Genomic DNA, 19,856 nt, shown 5'->3' with positions numbered 1-19,856 from the left:
TTTACATTTGAGTGTTAAACGGTTACTTCCTTAAATTTCGTTTTTTAGTTACCTTTAAAGGCTATTTTAAAGCATTGCATTGATTTCAAAAACAACCATAGATCAAGTATACGAAACTGCCCGATTGGAGGAGGTGATTGGTGATTTTGTGCAGTTAAAAAAAGCTGGTTCCAATTTTAAGGGGCTGAGCCCATTTTCTGATGAGCGTACTCCCAGTTTTATGGTATCTCCGGTAAAACAGATTTGGAAGGACTTTAGTAGCGGAAAGGGGGGTAATGTGGTGGCTTTTTTAATGGAACATGAGCATTTTACCTACCCGGAAGCTATAAAATATTTGGCCAAGAAGTACAATATTGAGATTGAGGAGACGGAGCAAACCAATGAGCAAAAGGAGCAGGCAAATGAAAGGGAGAGCATGTATTTGGTATCTGAACATGCTCAAAAATACTTTACTGAAACACTTTGGGATTCCGAACCTGGCAAAGCAATAGGTCTCACTTATTTTAAAGAACGCGGCTTTACTGATGAAACCATAAAAAAGTTTGGTTTGGGCTATGCCTTAGATGAATGGGAAGCTTTCACCAAAAATGCATTGGACAATGGTTACCAACTTGAGTTTTTAGAGAAAACCGGTTTGACCATTGTTAAAGAACAAACGGGAGGAGAGTCCAGGAAATTTGATCGTTTTAAGGGCCGAGTACTATTTCCAATCCATTCTATGAGTGGTAGAGTGCTGGGTTTTGGTGGAAGAATCTTGACAAATGATAAAAAAGCTGCCAAATACTTAAACTCACCGGAAAGTGATATTTACCATAAGAGCAAGGTGCTTTATGGAATCTACTATGCCAAACAAGCCATTGCCAAGGAAGATAATTGTTATTTGGTGGAAGGCTATACTGATGTTATCCAGTTTTATCAAAGCGGTGTACAAAATGTAGTGGCTTCCAGTGGAACAGCATTGACTCCAGAACAGATTAGACTCATCAATAGACTAACAAAGAACATCACCGTGCTTTTTGATGGAGATGCAGCTGGTTTACGAGCATCATTGCGTGGAATAGATCTTATTCTGGAGCAGGGAATGAATGTTAAGGTGTGCACTTTTCCAGAGGGAGAGGATCCAGATAGTTTTGCCAAAAACAATACCTATGAAGACTTGGTACTCTATTTGGAAGAGAATTCCATGGATTTTATTCAGTTCAAAACTTCACTTTTGGCCAAAGAAGCCGCCAATGATCCTATAAAGAGAGCAGATACCGTTAGAGATATTGTAAATAGCATCAGCAAGATCCCAGATCGTATTAAAAAAGAGATTTACATTCAGGAATGTGCCAAAATGATGCAGATTTCAGAAGAGGTGCTCTATAATACGCTGGCACAAATTGATAAAAAAGGTTTTGCCGATGCCGCCAAAAAACAAAAGCAAGAACAAAAAGCCTTTGAGGTTGTAAAAAATGAACAGCCAGTTGAAAAGGTTGATGTGCAGTATGAACTGGAACGAAAAATCATTGAAATGCTGCTGTTGTACGGAGACCAAAAACAAGAGTTTGAAGATTTGGTATTAAAAGAAAATGAAGAAGGAGATTTAGTATTGGAACCGGAGATTGTTGAGGTCAAAGTGTATGAAAAAGTATACCTGGACCTTCAGGAAGACGAGATTGAATTGACCAATGAACATTTTAAGACCATTTATTATAAGCTTATTGAGGGTTTGAATGAAAGTGAGGACTTTGCGGTAAATACTTTTTTAGCGAATTTGGAACAGGAAATGGTCAATGAGGTGTCTTCTATTTTGATGGAAGAAGAACGCCATGTACTTCATGATTGGGAACGAAAAGATATTTATCCTAAGGAAAAAGGACAGGGGGTAGCGCAATTGGTGGGCGAGACCATACTAACGCTACGTTGTAATTTAATTAAAAACCGAATTCACAAACTTCAGAAAGGAACGGAGGGGAACAATGGTGATAATTCTGAAGTATTGGAGGAAATTGTGAATTATCTGCAGTTGAACAAATTGTTGAATGCCAAATTGAATAGGGTGTTATCCTAAAATAAAAATCCCGAACAATTAATATGTCCGGGATTTTCAATAGTTTGTACTGGTTATTTTAATAGAGCTCCAAAGCTTTCGCTTGCTGCAATAAATCTACCAAGTTATCCACATTCAATTTTTTCATTAAACGTGCCTTATAGGTGCTTACGGTTTTCTCATTCAAGTTTAACCCTTCAGCAACCTCTTTGTTTCTTTTTCCACTAGCTAAAAGCTTCAGAACTTCTACCTCTCTTGAGGATAATTTTCTAAAGAATCTTCTCGGCTTTTGAGTTCCTTCATCAAAGGCAAGGCGCTGGGCCAATTCGTTGGTGATAAACATGTTACCTTCGCTAACTTTTCTAACGGCGGTAATTACATAATCCAAATCTGCTGTTTTGGATAGGTATCCAAATGCTCCTGCACGAATGGTGCTCAAAGCATAAACATCTTCAGATTGCCCACTGTACATTAAAGATTTAACGTTGGGGAACTCTTGTTTCAATTTTCTTAAAGTGGCTATCCCGTTAATTTCAGGAATATCCATTTCAAGCATTACTACGTCTGGGGTAACTTTTTCAAGTGCTTCAAATAGTTCAGATGTCGTTGAAACATCGGCAATGACTTCAATATCTGAACTTGACTCGAGCACCTGCTTAATGCCCAGTCTAACGATGGGGTGATTGTCAGCTATTAATACTTTTATCATTTGGTTTGAGTTTAATTCTGTTTAGTACTTAATTACTTACGTGGCGCGGCTAGCAAGTTAACGATTTAGTGACGTAAAACTGTAATTTTTTTCTTAAAACCACAGAATTTCTGGGGTTTTTTTCGTTTTAAGCTGGGTTTTTTGGGTTAAAAGGTCGTTTTAGGTGAGTGGGAATTTCACAAATGGGTATAGGAATCATCTTATGTCTGTTAGAAGTATTAAACTTTTTGTATATACCGAATACTTCTCTTTTTCTGTAAGAAAAATCATCAATAATTTTGTTTTGAGCATCCATTTCCATGGCCCATTCAAGTTCTGGATAAGAGGCTCCTATTTGATCTTCGTCTGTTCTACTGTCGCCCCAAAGCCCATCAGTGGGAGCGGCATCCATAATATCTTGATTAATTCCTAGTACTCTTCCTATTTCATAAACTTCGGTTTTTAAAAGGTCAGCAATTGGACTTAGGTCCACACCGCCATCACCATATTTAGTGTAAAACCCCACGCCAAAATCCTCAACCTTGTTCCCGGTTCCGGCAACCAGATATCCTTCTAATGCAGCAAAATAGTACAAGGTTGTCATTCTTAGTCTAGCTCTTGTGTTGGCAAGGGACATAAAGCGTTCTTCTTCATTTTCAACTTTTGGGAAAGCAGCTACCAAGCTATCAAAGACCGGTGTTAGATTCACTAACTGTCTATTAACACTTGTAAAATTCTTGGTTAGCCAGTCAATATGTTTATCTGCCCGGGTTACTTGTTTTGTTCCTTGATGTATGGGCATTTCCAAACATAAAAGGTCCAATCCAGTTTTAGCACAAAGTGTAGAGGTGACTGCGGAATCTATTCCTCCAGAAATACCTATCACAAATCCTTTGCATTTTGCATTGGTTGCATAGTCCTTTAACCATTTTACAATATGTTCTATTACCTTTTCGGTTTGCATGTCATACATTTTTAGATTCAATAAATTACCTTTGTGCCCGGTAAATTTAAACGCTGTTGCCTTAAAAATGAAAAGGTTGTTGAAATACTTTGGTCAATGTGTATTCTGTAGTGCTATTTTATTGGTGCTGTTATTGTTCTTTGGCTGTAAGGAAGAAGATAAGACTGTAGAGGATATTTCTAAGGTTCAAGTTGATTTTTCCGTATTGCGTTTTGATCGCGAGTTTGCTCAGGCAGGACCAAACGATATTCCAAACCTAAAAGAGAAGTACCCCTTTTTGTTTCCAGAACAGTTTGCGGACAGTATTTGGATTGCGAAATTAGAGGATACCATTCAATTGCAATTATCCGGTGAAGTGGACAAAACTTTCGGGGACTTTAAAAAAGAGACAGAAGATTTGGAATCTCTTTTCCAGCACATTGTTTATTATTTTCCAAAATTCAAATTACCAGAGGTAATAACTATAACTTCGGATGTTCGCTATAATGATCGAGTTATTCTTACAGATTCACTTTTGTTATTAGGGTTGGACAATTATTTGGGCAAGGATCATCACTTCTACCGTAGCATACAGCGATATATAGCCAAGGGATTGGATAAACAGTACTTGACCTCAGACGTTGCCAGTGCTTTCGCCAAGAAGGTTATAAAATATCCAAAAAATCGTTCCTTTTTGTCACGAATCATATATTATGGTAAAGAACTCTATTTAAAGGATAAAATTCTCCCTTATACATTAGATGCCCAGAAGATAGGGTATACAAGTGAAGAAATGGAGTGGGCACAGACTAATGAAGAGCAAATATGGAGGTATTTTGTGGAAGGTGAATTGCTATACAGTACAGATTCAAAGTTGGACAGAAGATTTTTAGACCCTGCTCCCTTTTCAAAATTTCAATTGGAATTGGATAGTGAGTCTCCAGGGCGGTTAGGAAGATACATGGGGTGGCAGATTGTAAGAAGCTTTATGGAGAAAAATGATATTGCCCTTGAGCAACTTTTAAATATATCTGCGGATGAAATTTTTAAAAAATCAAACTACAAACCAAAAAAATAGATGGCGGTAAAACATACTTCTGAAATAAAACTAACAGTGGGTCTTGATGAGAACAGGGTTCCTGAAGAACTAAATTGGTCTGCCCAGGATGGCGGAATTGAAAATGAAGAGGCTAAAGCAATGATGCTTTCCGTTTGGGATAGCAAAAGTAGAGAATCACTAAAAATAGACCTTTGGACCAAGGATATGCCCGTAGATGAGATGAAAATCTTTTTTCATCAGACTTTGGTTACCATGGCTGATACATTTATGAAAGCGACCCAAGATGAAAAAATGACCGCCACCATGAAAGATTTTTGCGATTACTTTGCTGAAAAACTCGAGCTTAAATAATAGCCTTTACTCCAAAGGCTGATTGGGCCTGTTAAATTGATCTCTGTCACTCCCTTTTAAGTTTAATACACGCATTATTTTTTCTTTTGTTGGCCTAAGCATAAAGAAATAAAGTATCAGGATTACCGAAATCATTAAAAAAGCAAGATTGTTGGTCATGTAGTATCCAATGACCCCAAAAAATGCGGCTGCTTCTATTAAGCCGTATTTAATAATGGATGCGGTTTGAAACCGTGTTAACTTCTGTTTTAAGCTGCTGGTTCTGGGAATATTCTTAATGGACTGTTTGAAAATAAAATCGCCTAAGAAAACACTGGACAATGCAAAAATAGGAACCACTACCAAGAACATATTATCTGTATCCGCAAAATTGAAGCTTGCACTTTGGGTGTTGAGGTAAACAATTACTGCAACAATCGTTGGCCAAGAAATCAAGCCCAAATGGATAATGGACAAGGTTTTCATAAATTTATTTGGAGTAAACTGATTGGTTTGGTTTTCCATTGTTGCTACATTGATAGGTTTTCAATATATAAAGGAATATAAAATAAAAAGAGTATTAATGTGTCAATTGATTAAACTACGTTATGGAATAAAAGATATGGTGTTTGAGTTGATATTTAACCTGTACGTGTAAAGTTTGATCCCATTGTATGACAAATATTGGGGAAAGATAAAATTGTGATTAGGAAAGATTTTCAAAAATTACTTTTCGTTTATAACGCCAATTCTGGAATTCGTAATGCTATTCTGGATAGCATGCACAAGGTCTTTAGCCCCTCTATATATGAATGTAGTCTTTGTGATGTTACTTTTGGAGTTGTTTCGGAAAATAAGGCCTGGAAAAAATTCAGAAAGGAAAGTCAATATGAGATGGTATTTCTGCACAAAGATGAATTTACCAAGGAGTATGTGTCAGAATCGATGAACAAATCTACCTTTCCAATTGTATTTTTAGAAAGCGCTGGAGGATTGGAGGTTTTTATTTCCACCGAAGAATTGAATCATTTGAAGACATCGCAAGAACTGATACGGTTGGTCAAAGAGAGAATTAAATAATGCCCTTATCGAATTAAGATTGAGAAGAAAAAAATTCAGTATTGATGTCCTGAATATAATTGAGCAATTCATCCCTTCCTATTCGACTGGTTGATGAGGTGATAAAATGTGGAGGTGTTTCTTCCCAAGCACCTTTTAGCAATTTTCGCAAATAAGCATTGGCCTGCTTTTCAATTACGGCAGGTTTTAGTTTATCCGCTTTGGTAAAAATTATGGCAAATGGGACTTGGTTGGTTCCCAACCATTCCATAAACTCCAAATCCACCGGTTGGGGATCATGTCTAATATCAACAAGTACAAAGCCGCAGACCAATTGATTTCGTTCTTGGAAATATTCAGTAATATATTTTTGAAAAACCTTTTTGTCTTTTTTAGATACCCGAGCATAACCATACCCTGGTAAATCCACCAAAAACCAATTCTTGTTGATCTTAAAATGATTAATAAGCTGAGTTTTTCCTGGTCGACCAGAAGTTTTGGCCAATCCTTTTCGCTCCATCAACATATTGATCAATGAGGATTTTCCAACATTTGAACGCCCAATGAATGCGTATTCAGGTAAGGGTTCGCTAGGACATTTGGCAACATTGGAATTGCTCATTATAAATTCAGCCGAAGTAATTTTCATGATTTAGAAATTCCGCTTGTTGAGCCAGGCTTCAAGAACCCTGTTAAAATCTTCTGGGTGTTCCATCATTGGCGCATGACCGCATTTTTCTATCCAAAACAAATCAGAATCTGGAAGCAATTCATGGAACTCTTTAGCCACATTTGGAGGGGTCACCGTATCATTTTCACCCCAAATAATACAAGTCGGGGTATTCATATGTGGTAAATCCTTGGACATATTGTGTCGTATAGCGCTTTTTGCAATGGCCAATGTCTTTACTAATTTCATACGATCATTTACAGTGGCAAAAACCTCGTCTACAATTTCTTTGGTTGCAACTTCTGGGTCATAGAAAACATCTTGGGCCTTTTTCTTTATGAACTCATAATCCCCGCGTTTAGGATAGCCATCACCCATGGCACTTTCATAAAGCCCAGAACTACCTGTAATAACCAGTGCTTTTACCATTTCTGGAAACATTTTGGTATGTAACAATCCAATATGCCCGCCAAGTGAGTTGCCCAATAGAATGACATCCTTAAGACCTTTGAATTCGATAAACCCTTCTAAAAACTTGGCAAAATTCTTGACCGTTGTTTTCAACATGGGCATATCATAAATAGGAAGCTCTGGAATAAGAATTTGATATCCCTTGGATGGAAAATACTCGGATACTCCCTGAAAGTTGCTAAGCCCTCCCATTAGTCCGTGTAATATAATCATGGGAGTGCCTTCTCCCATTTCAATATATCGGTATTTACCTTCCTCGATTATATGCTCTTCCATCTAAAGTTAGTTGGTCCTAAGAAGGGCAAATATAGGCAATTCATGTTACACGGATTTTAGGTTTTTTGGATTGGGAAGCCAAGTCTTTTTTACGCTTCTCAAAATCATTTCAGAAGCTTTCATATAAATATGATTGATTTTTTATTGAAAACTTGATTTTCTTTTAAAAGTGGAGAATTTATTAACAAAAGTGATGTTAAGTGGAGAAATGTGGAAATAAAATCTATATATTTGAGTTATTAATTGTAACCAATTGATTTCTAGTGACCCATATCATAGGACAACATGACTGTAAAGCTGATACAAAAGGGAGGGTGATTTTACCCATTTCCCTGAAGAATCAGCTGTTGCCTGTTTTAAAGGATGGTTTTGTGATAAAGCGTTCTGTTTTTCAACAGTGTCTAGAGCTTTATCCCAAGAGCGAGTTTGATGTATTGATGCAGAAGGTTATGAAGAAAAGCAAGATTAATAGAAAGTATGATGCTTTTGTAAGGAATTTTGTTGCGGGAATGAAAGAAGTTGCGATTGATGGGGATACAGGAAGGTTGCAGATACCCAAAAATCTAGTGGAACATGCTGAAATTGGAAAAGAAGTGGTGTTGAACGCCGTTTTTGATAAGATAGAGATTTGGAACAAGGATAAGTACGAAAAGGTCTTGGCAGAAGGGGAGAAGGATTATGCTGATCTAGCGGAAGAGATTTTTGCTGACGATGAGTAGGGAGTACCATAATCCGGTGCTGCTGCAAGAATCAGTGGACGGATTGAATATAAAGAAAAATGGGGTGTATGTAGATGTCACCTTTGGTGGCGGGGGACATTCCAAAGAGATATTGAAAAGGTTGGGTGAGGATGGGAAATTGTTTGCATTTGATCAAGATGAGGATGCTCTGGCCAATACCATTGACGATGACCGGTTTCAGTTGATCAATCAAAATTTTCAGTTCCTCAAACAGTTTTTAAAGTTCTATGGCATTCGGAAAGTTGATGGAATCTTGGCAGATTTTGGAGTTTCTTCCCATCAGTTTGATAAGGCGGAACGTGGTTTCTCTATTCGTTTCAATGCGAATCTGGATATGCGGATGAATAAAAGCAGCGAGTTGTCGGCCTTTGAGGTGGTGAATTCATATTCCCAGGAAGCTTTGTCATCGGTTTTGTTTCAATATGGTGAATTGCGCAATGCAAATGCCATGGCCAAAACTATTGTTGAGGTAAGGTCACAGGCTCCAATTAAAACCACTGATCAGCTTAAGTCGATTTTAAAACGGTTTTTACCCAAAATGAAAGAGAACAAGATTTTGGCGCAGATTTATCAGGCTATCCGAATTGAGGTCAACCAAGAAATTGAAGTTCTAAAGGAGTTTTTGATGCAAACGCCGGAGGTTTTGGATAAGGAAGGGAGATTGAGTCTGATTAGTTATCATTCTTTGGAGGATCGATTGGTAAAACGATTTATCCGGGCCGGCAAGTTTGAAGGTGAGCCCGAAAAGGACTTTTATGGGAACATAAATGTTCCACTAAAAAAAGTAGGGGGATTAATAGTGCCATCAGCAGAAGAAATTGCAAGGAACAATAGGGCAAGAAGTGCAAAACTCCGTATTGCTGAACGGATTTAGAAAATAAGGATGAAAATGAGAAAAGGATTGCTGGACATATTAAAGGGAAAGTTTTTGGTGAGTGGTGATGCTCCCAAAAACTGGATGTTCTTGCTGTTTGCCTCCTTCTTGGCGGCAATGATGATATCCAGTAGTCACAGAGCGGATAAAAAAGTGCATGAGATTGCTGCCCTTAGTGAGGAAGTAAGAAAGCTTAAAAGTGAATTCTTTGAATACAGGTCAACCGTTCAACAATTAAAATTGGAATCATCTTTAAGGGAATCAGTGGCTGTTGAAGGGCTTTTGCCGTCAAAAAATCCACCATATAAAATCAAAGTGAAATCTAGCAAGTAATGGCAATTGCGGAAAAAAATATCATGAATAGACTGTACCTGGTGGCGGGTTGTCTAGTTGTTTTTTCCATTTGTGTGGTGGTCAAGTTGGTGGATATTCAAATGATCAAAGGTGAGGATTACAAGGAGTTGGCATTGAATAAAACTGAAAAAATGTTCACCATAGAGCCAAATCGGGGAAATCTGTATTCGGATGATGGTAGTTTATTGGCGGCTTCAGTACCAAAATATGAGATTAGATTTGATGCAAAAACAGTTTCTGAAGATAATTTTCAGAATAACGTAGTTGCACTTTCCGATTCTTTGGGCAGACTTTTTGACCGGCCCTCTTCGTATTACAGGAAACTCTTCAGAAAAGCACGGGCAAATGGTAACCGGTACAAATTGGTGGCCAGAAACGTGGATTACCTGGATTATGTGCGCATAAAGCAGTTTCCATTGTTCGAGCTTGGACCGTACAAAGGCGGTTTTATAGAAACACACCGGGTTGTTCGTGAGTACCCTTTGGGTAAAATGGCAGCACGAAGCATTGGTTATGAAAAAGTAGATGAAAATGGCTATTACACCAGAGTTGGACTTGATGGTGCCTTTGGAGAGCAATATCTACGTGGAAAAGAAGGAAAACGCCTAAAGCAAAAAATTGCAAAAGGGCAGTGGAAACCAGTTGGGTTGGACAATATTGTGGAGCCACAGGACGGATTGGATGTGGTATCCACTATCGATATCAGTATTCAGGATATTGCCCATCATGAGCTTTTAAGGCAATTGGAGAAATACAAAGCTGATCATGGCTGTGTTGTGGTCATGGAAACTGCTACAGGTGAGATCAAGGCCATTTCCAATTTGGGGATAACCTCTGAGGGAAAGTATTATGAAAAGCTGAACTACGCTGTTGGCGAATCCCATGAGCCAGGTTCCACTTTCAAATTAATGTCCATGGTGGCAGCTTTGGAGGATAAAGTGATTGACACGAGTACGGTCATTGACACGGAAAAAGGGAGATATCGCATTTATGATAGAGTGGTTAAGGATTCCAAATGGGGTGGATACGGTAAAATTTCGGCAGCAAAAGCTTTTGCACTTTCCTCAAATACCGCTTTTGCCAAAATAATCCATGAAAATTATAAGGAAAAGCCGGGAAAATTTGTGAATCGCTTAATGAACATGGGGCTTCATAAAAAATTGGGATTGCCCATTATTGGAGAGGGAAGTCCCGTAATCAGATACCCTGGGGATGAAGGATGGTCGGGAATTTCATTAGGCTGGATGTCCCACGGATATGAGGTGTCAATAACTCCAATACAGACTTTGGCATTTTATAATGCCATTGCCAATGATGGAGAGTTTGTCAAGCCAAGATTGATCAAGGCTGTCAAGGAAGGAAACAAAATCATTAAAAGGTTTGATAAAGAAGTTGCCAACGCCTCCATCTGCTCTAAGGAAACCATGCTTAAAGTACGTCAACTTTTGAAAGATGTTGTTGAAAAGGACTATGGGACAGGACATGGACTTTACTCCAAAAACTTTTCAATGGCTGGCAAAACGGGTACGGCTCAAAAGAATTATGTCGCCAAAGACCCTGATAAGTTGCAATACATCTCATCTTTTGCAGGATATTTTCCAGCAGATAACCCTAAATATTCCTGTATTGTGATTATTCATGAACCGGATAGAGATTTGGGTATCTACGGAGCTGATGTGGCTGGTCCGGTTTTTAAATCCATGGCGCAAAAAATTTATGCCACTTCACCAACTGTGGATGAGGTTGAAGGAAAAGCTATGAATGGGGAGGTTTTAGAAAAGAAATATGAACAATACTTTGCTCAAGCGCAAAAAAAATACACCACAGTTCCCAATGTGAAGGGAATGAGCGGAATGGATGCGGTTTCATTGTTGGAGAATCTTGGACTTAATGTTGAGGTACACGGTAATGGAAAAGTAAAAAAACAATCCATCGTTCAAGGAACAGAAATCAATCAAGTTAAAAAAATAGTATTGGAGCTTTCATGAAGTTGTTGAAGGACATATTGTATGGGGTTAGGTTATCTGCGGTAAACGGTGATACCAATGTAATGGTAAACCACGTTCATTTTGATTCTAGAAAAATTGAAATGGATGATGTTTTTGTGGCTACAAGAGGTTTGGTTACTGATGGACATAAGTATATTCAAAAGGCAATAGAACTTGGGGCCAAAGCTGTGGTTTGCGAAGAATTTCCGGAAATATTGGTCAATGGAGTTACCTACTTAAAAGTAGTGGATAGCCATAGCGCTTTGGCGATTATTGCTGCCAACTATTATAATAACCCTTCCAAGAATTTAAAGTTGGTTGGAATCACTGGCACCAATGGTAAGACCACGGTAAGTACATTGCTTTATAATCTATTTAAAAAAGCTGGTTTTAAGGTGGGGTTGATTTCTACCATTAAGGTTTTGGTAGATGATAAGGAATATAAAACCAGTCATACCACGCCAGACGTGTTGACGATCAACGGCCATCTTTCAGAAATGAACGAGGAAGGGGTGGAGTATTGTTTTATGGAAGTGAGTTCACATGGTATCCATCAAAAAAGATCTGAAGGATTACATTTTGAAGGAGCCATATTTACTAATTTATCCCATGATCATCTGGATTATCATAAAAGCTTTGCAGAGTATCGGGATACCAAAAAGAAGCTTTTTGATAACCTTCCAAAAACTGCATTTGCCTTAAGCAATATTGATGATAAAAATGGTTTGGTAATGTTGCAAAATACCAAAGCAAGAAAAGTTAGTTATGCGCTCAAAACATATGCAGATTATAGGGCGCAAATCTTAGAAAGGCAGTTTGATGGCCAATTGCTGAAAATTGATGACAACGAAATTTGGTCCAAATTGATAGGAGATTTTAATGCCTATAATTTACTAGCCATTTACGCCACAGCAGATATTCTGGGGCTGGAAAAAATGGAAACCCTGAAACTTATCAGTGAACTGGAAAATGTTGATGGCAGGTTTCAATATCATATATCAAAAGAAAAAATAACGGCAATTGTTGATTATGCCCATACTCCGGACGCGCTAAAAAATGTGTTGATTACCATCAATGCATTGAGGACTGGAAATGAAAACGTCATCACCGTAGTGGGGTGTGGTGGTGACCGTGATAAGTCTAAGCGTCCGGTTATGGGTCATATCGCCTCAGAAATGAGCAATCAGGCCATATTTACCTCAGATAACCCAAGAACGGAATCACCTTCAGTAATTATTGAAGAAATGGAAGCCGGGGTGGAACCCCAGAATACGAAGAAGGTGTTGTCCATAGAAAATAGAAAGCAGGCTATAAAAGCAGCTTGCAAATTGGCTTTGGCCAATGATATCATTCTGGTGGCAGGAAAGGGGCATGAAACCTATCAGGAAACCAATGGGAAAAGGGTGGATTTTGATGATTTTAAAGAAGTAAAAGAGGCCTTGGCCAACTTAAATAAATAATGTAGTCCATGTTATACTACTTGTTTGAATTTTTAGAGAAACAATATCAATTGCCTGGAGCATCATTGTTCCAGTTCCAGACTTTTAGAGCTGGAATGGCGGTCTTGTTTTCCTTGTTGATTGCTATGGTCTACGGTAAGCGGATTATTCTGTTCCTGCAAAAAAAACAGATTGGGGAAAGTATTCGTGATTTAGGGCTGGAAGGACAACAGCAAAAAGCTGGAACGCCCACAATGGGAGGACTTATAATTATAATATCCACGCTTTTGCCTGTGGTGCTGTTTGCTGATATCAAGAACATTTATATCATTCTTCTAATTGTCACCACGATTTGGATGGGTATTATTGGCTTTATCGATGACTATATTAAAATCTTTAAAAACGATAAAAAAGGTTTAAAAGGAAGATTTAAAATATTGGGGCAAGTGGTATTGGGGTTGATTGTAGGAGCTACGCTTTATTTTCACCCTGAGGTCACCATTAAAGAAAAAGATACCACTCGAATCACTGAAAACTTTAAGGTTGAAAAGGTATTCGGTCAAGAGATGAAAGAGGTAATGACCAATGTTCCTTTTCTTAAAGGTAATGAACTGAACTATGCTGATTGGATTTCATGGACAGGGGAAGGAATGGAAGAATATGCATGGTTGATCTTTATTCCTGTGGTTATATTGATTGTTACAGCTGTTTCAAATGGCGCAAATCTTACTGATGGAATTGATGGTCTCGCAGCTGGTTCTTCGGCAATAATTGTATTGACACTTGGAATCTTTGCATTGGTATCGGGAAATATCCAGTTTTCAGATTACCTGGACATCTTTTATATCCCAAGAGTTGGAGAATTGTTGGTTTTTATAGCTGCATTTGTGGGTGCATTGATTGGTTTTTTATGGTACAATGCCTTTCCGGCACAAGTATTTATGGGAGACACGGGAAGCTTGACCATTGGCGGGGTAATAGCGGTTATCGCCATTATCGTAAGAAAAGAATTATTGATTCCCATTTTATGTGGAATCTTCTTTGCCGAATCACTTTCGGTGATGCTGCAAGTGGGATATTTCAAGCATACCAAAAAGAAATATGGAGAGGGCAAACGAATATTCTTGATGGCACCATTGCATCATCATTATCAGAAAAAACTATATCACGAGAGCAAAATAGTGACCCGGTTTTGGATTATTGGAATTTTGCTCGCCATTATAAGTATAGTGACGCTAAAAGTGAGGTAGATGGCACGTTTGGTGATTCTTGGCGGTGGAGAAAGTGGAGTTGGAACGGCCATATTAGGGCAGCAAAAAGGATTTGAAGTCTTTGTCTCGGACAAAGGAGAAATAAAAAAAGAGTACAGCAAAGTTCTTGAACATTTTGAGATTGAATGGGAGTCTGGTAAGCATACAGAATCTAAGATTCTAAATGCTGATGTGGTTATGAAAAGCCCAGGAATTCCGGATAAAGTACCACTTGTAAAAAAGTTGGTTGAAAAGGGAGTTCCAGTGATTTCAGAGATTGAGTTTGCATCAAAATATACTGATGCAACGCTAATTGGAATTACGGGAAGTAACGGCAAGACCACAACCACTATGTTAACACACCATGTGTTGAAAAATGGTGGATTAAACGTTGGAATGGCGGGAAACATTGGTGATAGCTATGCTAAAATGGTCGCTGAGCAGGATTTTGACCAGTACGTGCTGGAAATAAGCAGTTTTCAATTGGATGGTATCGTGGATTTCAAACCACATGTTGCAATCCTTACGAATATTACGCCCGATCATTTGGATCGGTATGATTATAAGTTTGAAAACTACATCACTTCTAAGTTTCGCATAGCAATGAACCAGGATGAAAATGATTACCTGATTTATGATGCTGATGATGAAGTGATCCAAGATTGGTTGCAACAACACCCAGTTCAATCCAAATTGGTTCCTTTTTCCTTAAGGGAAAAGCAACAGCATGGAGCTTGGCTGGAAAACGATACGATTAAAATAAAAATGGAACATAAAAACTTGGAAATGAGTACTGATATTTTGGCCCTAGAGGGGCAACATAACGTAAAAAATACTATGGCGGCAAGCCTTGCAGCACTTTTGGTGAATGTAAGGAAAGAAACTATTCGTCAAAGTATCCAAAACTTCCAAGGAGTTCCCCACCGATTGGAAAAGGTGTTGAAGATTAATCATGTGGAATATATCAACGATTCCAAAGCAACTAATGTAAATGCAACCTATTACGCCTTGGATGGGATAAAGAAACCCATTGTTTGGATTGTTGGTGGTGTGGATAAAGGAAACGATTATTCAGAGTTGATGCCTATTGTACGAGAAAAAGTCAAAGCTATTATTTGTTTGGGAATGGATAATTCCAAGTTAAAGGATGCCTTTGGTAATGTTATAGAGCCAATGGTAGAAACCTATTCTATGGAAGAAGCTGTTAAAGTGGCCTATAAGATTTCAGAACGGGGTGATTCAGTTTTGTTATCACCCGCATGTGCCAGTTTCGATCTTTTTGAAAACTATGAGGATAGGGGAAATCAATTCAAAGCAGCCATAAAAAATTTGTAAAAAATGTTAGCGGTATTTAAAAATTTGAAAGGTGATAAAGCCATCTGGGGTGTAGTGGCTCTCTTGGCACTTTTCTCATTTTTGCCGGTGTACAGTGCCAGTACCAATCTGGTTTATGTAAATGATGATGGTACCACGATTGGTCATTTGATTAAGCATGCTGTGCTTTTGTTTTTGGGCTTCGGAATCATATATGCGGTTCACCGTATACCTACACATTACTTTAAAGGACTTTCTATTATTGCCTTGCCTATTGTACTCATTCTCTTGGCTTATACATTGACGGTAGAGACCAAAATAGGAGGAGTAACAGCAAACCGATGGATTAAGATTCCGTTTGTTGGGGTGAATTTTCAAACATCTACCCTGGCTTCGGTTGTGTTGATGATATGGATTGCCCGGTATCTTACAAAAATCAAGGATATAGCCATAACCTTTAAAGAAAGCATATTGCCACTTTGGTTGCCAACGGCATTAGTGGTACTGTTGATTTTACCTGAAAACTTTTCTACCGCAGCAATCATCTGTTTCTTGGTTTTGGTACTCTGTTTTTTAGGTGGATACCCCTTAAAATATTTATTCGCGATTCTGGGAACAGGAATTGTACTTGCAGGCATGTTTCTTTTTGTCTTGTTCAAAACTCCAGAAGTGATACCCGGCCAAAGAGCCACTACGTGGAAATCGAGAATTGAAACTTTTTGGAGCCCTGAAAAAGCTGGAAAAGATGATTTACACCAATTGACTTTAGCAAAGATTGCCATTGCCGAAGGCGGAGTCGTTGGAAAAGGAGCTGGAAAGAGTGTAATAAAGAACATGTTGTCGCAAAGTACGTCCGATTTTATTTTTGCTATCATCATTGAAGAATATGGGCTATTAGGAGGAGGGGCATTGTTGTTTTTCTATTTGCTATTGCTGTTTCGGATAGTGGTTGTGGCAAATTCGGCAAAGACGGTTTTTTCAAAATTATTGGTAATTGGTGTAGGCTTGCCCATTGTTTTTCAAGCTTTCATCAATATGGCGGTAGTGGTACAGTTGTTTCCAGTTACAGGACAGCCTTTACCATTGATCAGTATGGGAGGAACATCTATTTGGATGACCTGTATGGCTATTGGAATTGTGTTGAGCGCAAGCAATAAAAAAGAAAATTTAGAGGAGGAATCCCTAGATATAGATGAAAGCAATCCTTTAGAAGTATTGAGTGGGCAATTATAGATTTATACTTTCTGGAGGAGGAACGGGAGGACATATTTATCCGGCAATAGCAATAGCCAATGAGCTAAAGCAGAGATACCCAAAAGCGGAGTTTTTGTTCGTGGGTGCCAAGGATAAAATGGAAATGGAAAAAGTGCCACAGGCAGGATATAAAATACAAGGCTTGTGGATCAGTGGATTACAACGGAAACTGACATTGAAAAATTTAATGTTTCCGATTAAAGTTATAAGTAGTTTGATAAGAGCACGCAAAATAGTAAAGCAGTTTATGCCAGATGTCGCCATCGGTACCGGAGGCTTTGCAAGTGGTCCATTACTAAAAATGGCTGAAAAGGTTGGTGTTCCCTGTGTGCTTCAAGAGCAGAACTCCTATGCTGGCATTACAAATAAGCTCCTTGCAGGCAAAGCGGAAGCTATTTGTGTGGCGTATGATGGAATGGAACGTTTTTTTCCAAAAGAAAAAATTGTAAAAACGGGAAATCCAATACGATCAGATTTAGTGAATCTGAAAGTGGGCAGAGAAAAAGCCGTACAGTTTTTTGATTTGGACACAAGCAAGAAGACCATTCTGATCATAGGCGGAAGTTTGGGCGCAAGAAGGATTAATCAACTGATTGAAAAAGAGCTTGGTTTTTTTGAAGCACAGGGAGTGCAGTTAATTTGGCAATGTGGAAAACTATACTATGATGAGTATAAAAAACATGATTCAGAATCGGTAAAAGTACTGGCATTCTTAAATAGAATGGATTGTGCTTATGTTGCAGCAGACATTATTATATCCAGGGCGGGAGCAGGATCGGTTTCTGAACTCTGTTTAGCGGGCAAATCGGTTTTGTTTATTCCATCACCCAATGTTGCGGAGGACCATCAAACCAAAAATGCCGAAGCATTGGTTTCCAAAGATGCGGCTATACTATTGAAAGAAAGTGAACTTGACGAAAAGTTTGAAGCAGTTTTTTTAGAAGTAATGAATTCTAAAAAAATGCAAGAATCCCTGGGAAACAATATCAAAAAAATGGCTATGCCAAAAGCCACAGAGCATATAGTTGACGAAATAGAAAAATTATTAAAATGAATCTAAAGGACATACATAACGTTTTTTTCATCGGTATTGGTGGGATAGGTATGTCTGCTCTGGCGCGCTATTTCAATTTTGTTGGAAAACAAGTGATGGGTTATGACAAAACCAAAAGCCCAATTACAGATGAATTGGTTGAAAATGGAATTGCAGTCCATTTTAAAGACAGCTTGGATTTGATTCCTGAATCATTTAAAAATTCTGAAAACACACTGATAGTCTATACTCCGGCGGTACCTTCATCCCATTCCCAACTACAATTTTTCCAAAACAATGGTTTTGAAGTAAAAAAGCGATCTGAAGTACTGGGGATTATCACAAAAGATACGTTCTGTTTTGCGGTGGCCGGCACTCATGGTAAAACTACCACATCTTGTATTCTGGCACATATCCTCAAGGAAACCGGGACACCATTAACGGCATTTTTAGGAGGTATTTCGGAAGATTTCAACAGCAATTTTGTTTTGGAAGGAACGGATTGCTCCGTTGTGGAGGCCGATGAGTTTGATCGTTCCTTTTTACAGCTGTCGCCCAACGTGGCCTGCATTACTTCAATGGATGCAGATCACTTGGATATTTATGGAACCGATACGGAATTGCAACAATCCTTTAAGGATTTTACGAAAAAGATAAAACCAGGCGGAGTTCTCTTTGTTAGAAAAGGGTTGCCGCTTGACGGGATCACTTTTGGAATAGAAGATGGCTCCGACTACAGCATAGAAAACATTTCAATTGAACATGGTACCTACATATTTGATTTAATCACGCCTTCAGAGGTTTTGAAGCAAGTTCGTTTCAACAAACCCGGAAGGCACAATTTGCTCAATGGATTAGCTGCTTTTGCAATGGCGGTGCAAATAGGATCCCCACCCCACCGCCTAGCCGAAGCTTTAGGAACATTTAAAGGCGTTCAACGCAGGTTTTCCTATCAAATCAAGGAAAAAGACTTTGTTTTTATAGATGATTATGCACATCATCCTACAGAAATAAGCGCTGTGCATCAAGCCATAAAAGAAATGCATCCCAAGGAGTTGGTGACCGCTGTTTTTCAACCCCATTTGTTTTCAAGAACAAAAGACTTTGTGGATGATTTTGCGGCGAGTCTTTCAAAATTCGATGTCATTTTATTATTGGATATCTATCCAGCAAGGGAAGAACCCATTGAAGGGGTAACATCAGCATGGTTATTGGATAAGATTAATGGTCCTAAAAAGAAATTGATTTCAAAATCAGACTTAATAGGTGAGATAAATAATTGTAAAACAGGGGTTTTGGTAACAATGGGGGCAGGAGATATTGGGCTGGAAGTACCAAAACTTAAAAAAGAATTGACGTATGCGAGTTAATTGGGATTATATAAAACTGACGTTGTTGTCCATAACCGTAATTGGACTTTATGGTTTTGCAGACCATCGGAGCAAGAACAAAAAAGTAAGTGATGTTTCCATTAAATTTTTGGGAGACAACAACTTATATCTTACAGAAACCTCAGTTAATAAATTGTTAATACAAAATTACGGAGCCTTAAAAAATAGGACAAAAGAACAACTAGCTTTGAATACCATAGAGGAGGTAATTCTGTCCAACGAAATGGTGAAAAACGCCCAAGTCTATCTTACTATAAATGGAGAACTTATATCTAAGATTGTTCAGCGTAAACCAATTGGAAGAGTAGAGGGAATCTCTAAATTTTATTTGGATGATTTGGGTGGGCGTATGCCTTTGTCCAAGCATCATTCAGCAAGAGTTCCCATAATTACGGGTAAAATCACGGGAAAAAGCCTTGAGGATGCCTATACCATTCTGAATTACATTAACGAAGACGATTTTCTTAGGAAAAATGTTATAGGCATACATATCGAGGAAGAAGGAAAATATCAGCTCAAGTTTAGGTTGGAAAACTTTGTGGTGAATTTGGGAGGAGTGGAGAACCTCAATGAGAAGTTCAAAAATTTTATGGCATTTTATGCCAAAGCATCCAAGGACAAGTCTTTGGAAAAATATACGACAGTGAGTTTAGAGTTCAACAATCAAGTGGTTTGCACCAAAATATAAAG

20 protein-coding genes are annotated in these 19,856 nt (G+C 38.3%); 15 read left to right on the top strand and 5 right to left on the bottom strand.

The features are described 5' to 3' along the window. The first annotated feature begins 79 nt into the window (after window positions 1-79). A complete protein-coding gene (dnaG, locus tag CRO15_RS13130) occupies window positions 80-2,053 on the top strand; it encodes a DNA primase (protein WP_097046307.1) in 1,974 nt (657 codons plus the stop codon). A gap of 58 nt (window positions 2,054-2,111) precedes the next feature. Here the strand turns inward: dnaG and CRO15_RS13125 are convergent, their stop codons facing one another. Together CRO15_RS13125 and nadE are read right to left on the bottom strand one after the other, a co-directional pair. Next, window positions 2,112-2,741 carry a response regulator gene (locus CRO15_RS13125; protein WP_097046306.1) on the bottom strand — a complete coding sequence of 210 codons (630 nt, stop codon included), beginning with the start codon at window positions 2,739-2,741 and terminating at the stop codon, window positions 2,112-2,114. Window positions 2,742-2,868: 127 nt separating this feature from the next. Continuing rightward, complete coding sequence (nadE, locus tag CRO15_RS13120; RefSeq protein ID WP_097046627.1) at window positions 2,869-3,684, bottom strand: NAD(+) synthase; 816 nt, start codon at window positions 3,682-3,684, stop codon at window positions 2,869-2,871. Window positions 3,685-3,751: 67 nt separating this feature from the next. Here nadE and gldB point away from each other — a divergent pair, with 67 nt between their 5' ends. After that, the gene (gldB, locus tag CRO15_RS13115) at window positions 3,752-4,741 is read left to right on the top strand and encodes a gliding motility lipoprotein GldB (protein WP_165769955.1); all 990 of its coding nucleotides are present in this window, start codon (window positions 3,752-3,754) and stop codon (window positions 4,739-4,741) included. Beyond that, complete coding sequence (gldC, locus tag CRO15_RS13110) at window positions 4,742-5,074, top strand: gliding motility protein GldC (protein ID WP_097046304.1); 333 nt, start codon at window positions 4,742-4,744, stop codon at window positions 5,072-5,074. 6 nt (window positions 5,075-5,080) lie between these two features. Here the strand turns inward: gldC and CRO15_RS13105 are convergent, their stop codons facing one another. After that, on the bottom strand, window positions 5,081-5,578 hold the full coding sequence (locus CRO15_RS13105) for a hypothetical protein (RefSeq protein WP_097046303.1): 498 nt from the start codon (window positions 5,576-5,578) through the stop codon (window positions 5,081-5,083). A gap of 177 nt (window positions 5,579-5,755) precedes the next feature. Between CRO15_RS13105 and CRO15_RS13100 the strand changes: the two genes are divergently transcribed. Continuing rightward, window positions 5,756-6,133, top strand: coding sequence for a GTPase (locus tag CRO15_RS13100; protein WP_097046626.1), 378 nt, complete (start codon window positions 5,756-5,758; stop codon window positions 6,131-6,133). 13 nt (window positions 6,134-6,146) lie between these two features. Here the strand turns inward: CRO15_RS13100 and yihA are convergent, their stop codons facing one another. Both yihA and CRO15_RS13090 read right to left on the bottom strand, forming a co-directional pair. After that, window positions 6,147-6,761, bottom strand: coding sequence for a ribosome biogenesis GTP-binding protein YihA/YsxC (yihA, locus tag CRO15_RS13095; protein WP_097046302.1), 615 nt, complete (start codon window positions 6,759-6,761; stop codon window positions 6,147-6,149). A gap of 3 nt (window positions 6,762-6,764) precedes the next feature. Beyond that, window positions 6,765-7,529, bottom strand: coding sequence for an alpha/beta fold hydrolase (locus CRO15_RS13090; RefSeq protein ID WP_097046301.1), 765 nt, complete (start codon window positions 7,527-7,529; stop codon window positions 6,765-6,767). A 263-nt stretch (window positions 7,530-7,792) separates the two neighbouring features. On the opposite strand from CRO15_RS13090, the gene CRO15_RS13085 reads away from it, so the two are divergent. The 11 genes from CRO15_RS13085 to CRO15_RS13035 are packed head-to-tail and all read left to right on the top strand — an operon-like array spanning window position 7,793 to window position 19,854. Beyond that, on the top strand, window positions 7,793-8,248 hold the full coding sequence (locus CRO15_RS13085; RefSeq protein WP_097046300.1) for a division/cell wall cluster transcriptional repressor MraZ: 456 nt from the start codon (window positions 7,793-7,795) through the stop codon (window positions 8,246-8,248). Next, the gene (rsmH, locus tag CRO15_RS13080; RefSeq protein WP_097046299.1) at window positions 8,241-9,143 is read left to right on the top strand and encodes a 16S rRNA (cytosine(1402)-N(4))-methyltransferase RsmH; all 903 of its coding nucleotides are present in this window, start codon (window positions 8,241-8,243) and stop codon (window positions 9,141-9,143) included. Before CRO15_RS13085 ends, rsmH begins: the two co-directional genes overlap by 8 nt. Window positions 9,144-9,158: 15 nt before the next feature. Continuing rightward, window positions 9,159-9,476 carry an FtsL-like putative cell division protein gene (locus tag CRO15_RS13075; protein ID WP_097046625.1) on the top strand — a complete coding sequence of 106 codons (318 nt, stop codon included), beginning with the start codon at window positions 9,159-9,161 and terminating at the stop codon, window positions 9,474-9,476. Then, window positions 9,476-11,485 (top strand): penicillin-binding protein, encoded by a 2,010-nt coding sequence (locus CRO15_RS13070; RefSeq protein ID WP_097046298.1) that lies wholly within the window; start codon window positions 9,476-9,478, stop codon window positions 11,483-11,485. Before CRO15_RS13075 ends, CRO15_RS13070 begins: the two co-directional genes overlap by 1 nt. After that, window positions 11,482-12,945, top strand: a complete 1,464-nt coding sequence (locus CRO15_RS13065) for a UDP-N-acetylmuramoyl-L-alanyl-D-glutamate--2,6-diaminopimelate ligase (protein ID WP_097046297.1) — start codon at window positions 11,482-11,484, stop codon at window positions 12,943-12,945. Before CRO15_RS13070 ends, CRO15_RS13065 begins: the two co-directional genes overlap by 4 nt. An 8-nt stretch (window positions 12,946-12,953) precedes the next feature. Continuing rightward, window positions 12,954-14,174 carry a phospho-N-acetylmuramoyl-pentapeptide-transferase gene (gene mraY / locus CRO15_RS13060; protein WP_097046296.1) on the top strand — a complete coding sequence of 407 codons (1,221 nt, stop codon included), beginning with the start codon at window positions 12,954-12,956 and terminating at the stop codon, window positions 14,172-14,174. After that, on the top strand, window positions 14,175-15,509 hold the full coding sequence (gene murD, locus CRO15_RS13055; protein ID WP_097046295.1) for a UDP-N-acetylmuramoyl-L-alanine--D-glutamate ligase: 1,335 nt from the start codon (window positions 14,175-14,177) through the stop codon (window positions 15,507-15,509). It begins immediately after the preceding gene. A gap of 3 nt (window positions 15,510-15,512) precedes the next feature. Beyond that, window positions 15,513-16,721, top strand: coding sequence for an FtsW/RodA/SpoVE family cell cycle protein (locus CRO15_RS13050; protein ID WP_097046294.1), 1,209 nt, complete (start codon window positions 15,513-15,515; stop codon window positions 16,719-16,721). Beyond that, window positions 16,708-17,796 carry an undecaprenyldiphospho-muramoylpentapeptide beta-N-acetylglucosaminyltransferase gene (murG, locus tag CRO15_RS13045; RefSeq protein ID WP_097046293.1) on the top strand — a complete coding sequence of 363 codons (1,089 nt, stop codon included), beginning with the start codon at window positions 16,708-16,710 and terminating at the stop codon, window positions 17,794-17,796. Before CRO15_RS13050 ends, murG begins: the two co-directional genes overlap by 14 nt. Beyond that, a complete protein-coding gene (gene murC / locus CRO15_RS13040) occupies window positions 17,793-19,145 on the top strand; it encodes a UDP-N-acetylmuramate--L-alanine ligase (RefSeq protein WP_097046292.1) in 1,353 nt (450 codons plus the stop codon). The genes murG and murC overlap by 4 nt, the downstream gene beginning before the upstream one ends. Further along, window positions 19,135-19,854, top strand: a complete 720-nt coding sequence (locus CRO15_RS13035) for a cell division protein FtsQ/DivIB (RefSeq protein ID WP_097046291.1) — start codon at window positions 19,135-19,137, stop codon at window positions 19,852-19,854. Before murC ends, CRO15_RS13035 begins: the two co-directional genes overlap by 11 nt. The last annotated feature ends 2 nt before the right edge of the window (window positions 19,855-19,856 follow it).

Source organism: Flagellimonas pacifica, assembly GCF_900215465.1.
GTDB lineage: Bacteria > Bacteroidota > Bacteroidia > Flavobacteriales > Flavobacteriaceae > Flagellimonas > Flagellimonas pacifica.
This window is presented reverse-complemented; position numbering and strand designations above follow the sequence as displayed.

Coding starts and splice junctions, on each gene's coding strand:
- CRO15_RS13090 (WP_097046301.1), bottom strand. CDS start 7,529: ATGGAAGAGCATATAATCGAGGAAGGTAAATACCGATATATTGAAATG.
- CRO15_RS13070 (WP_097046298.1), top strand. CDS start 9,476: ATGGCAATTGCGGAAAAAAATATCATGAATAGACTGTACCTGGTGGCG.
- CRO15_RS13125 (WP_097046306.1), bottom strand. CDS start 2,741: ATGATAAAAGTATTAATAGCTGACAATCACCCCATCGTTAGACTGGGC.
- CRO15_RS13105 (WP_097046303.1), bottom strand. CDS start 5,578: ATGGAAAACCAAACCAATCAGTTTACTCCAAATAAATTTATGAAAACC.
- rsmH (WP_097046299.1), top strand. CDS start 8,241: ATGAGTAGGGAGTACCATAATCCGGTGCTGCTGCAAGAATCAGTGGAC.
- CRO15_RS13065 (WP_097046297.1), top strand. CDS start 11,482: ATGAAGTTGTTGAAGGACATATTGTATGGGGTTAGGTTATCTGCGGTA.
- yihA (WP_097046302.1), bottom strand. CDS start 6,761: ATGAAAATTACTTCGGCTGAATTTATAATGAGCAATTCCAATGTTGCC.
- nadE (WP_097046627.1), bottom strand. CDS start 3,684: ATGCAAACCGAAAAGGTAATAGAACATATTGTAAAATGGTTAAAGGAC.
- CRO15_RS13050 (WP_097046294.1), top strand. CDS start 15,513: ATGTTAGCGGTATTTAAAAATTTGAAAGGTGATAAAGCCATCTGGGGT.
- CRO15_RS13035 (WP_097046291.1), top strand. CDS start 19,135: ATGCGAGTTAATTGGGATTATATAAAACTGACGTTGTTGTCCATAACC.
- gldB (WP_165769955.1), top strand. CDS start 3,752: ATGAAAAGGTTGTTGAAATACTTTGGTCAATGTGTATTCTGTAGTGCT.
- CRO15_RS13075 (WP_097046625.1), top strand. CDS start 9,159: ATGAGAAAAGGATTGCTGGACATATTAAAGGGAAAGTTTTTGGTGAGT.
- mraY (WP_097046296.1), top strand. CDS start 12,954: ATGTTATACTACTTGTTTGAATTTTTAGAGAAACAATATCAATTGCCT.
- murD (WP_097046295.1), top strand. CDS start 14,175: ATGGCACGTTTGGTGATTCTTGGCGGTGGAGAAAGTGGAGTTGGAACG.
- murC (WP_097046292.1), top strand. CDS start 17,793: ATGAATCTAAAGGACATACATAACGTTTTTTTCATCGGTATTGGTGGG.
- gldC (WP_097046304.1), top strand. CDS start 4,742: ATGGCGGTAAAACATACTTCTGAAATAAAACTAACAGTGGGTCTTGAT.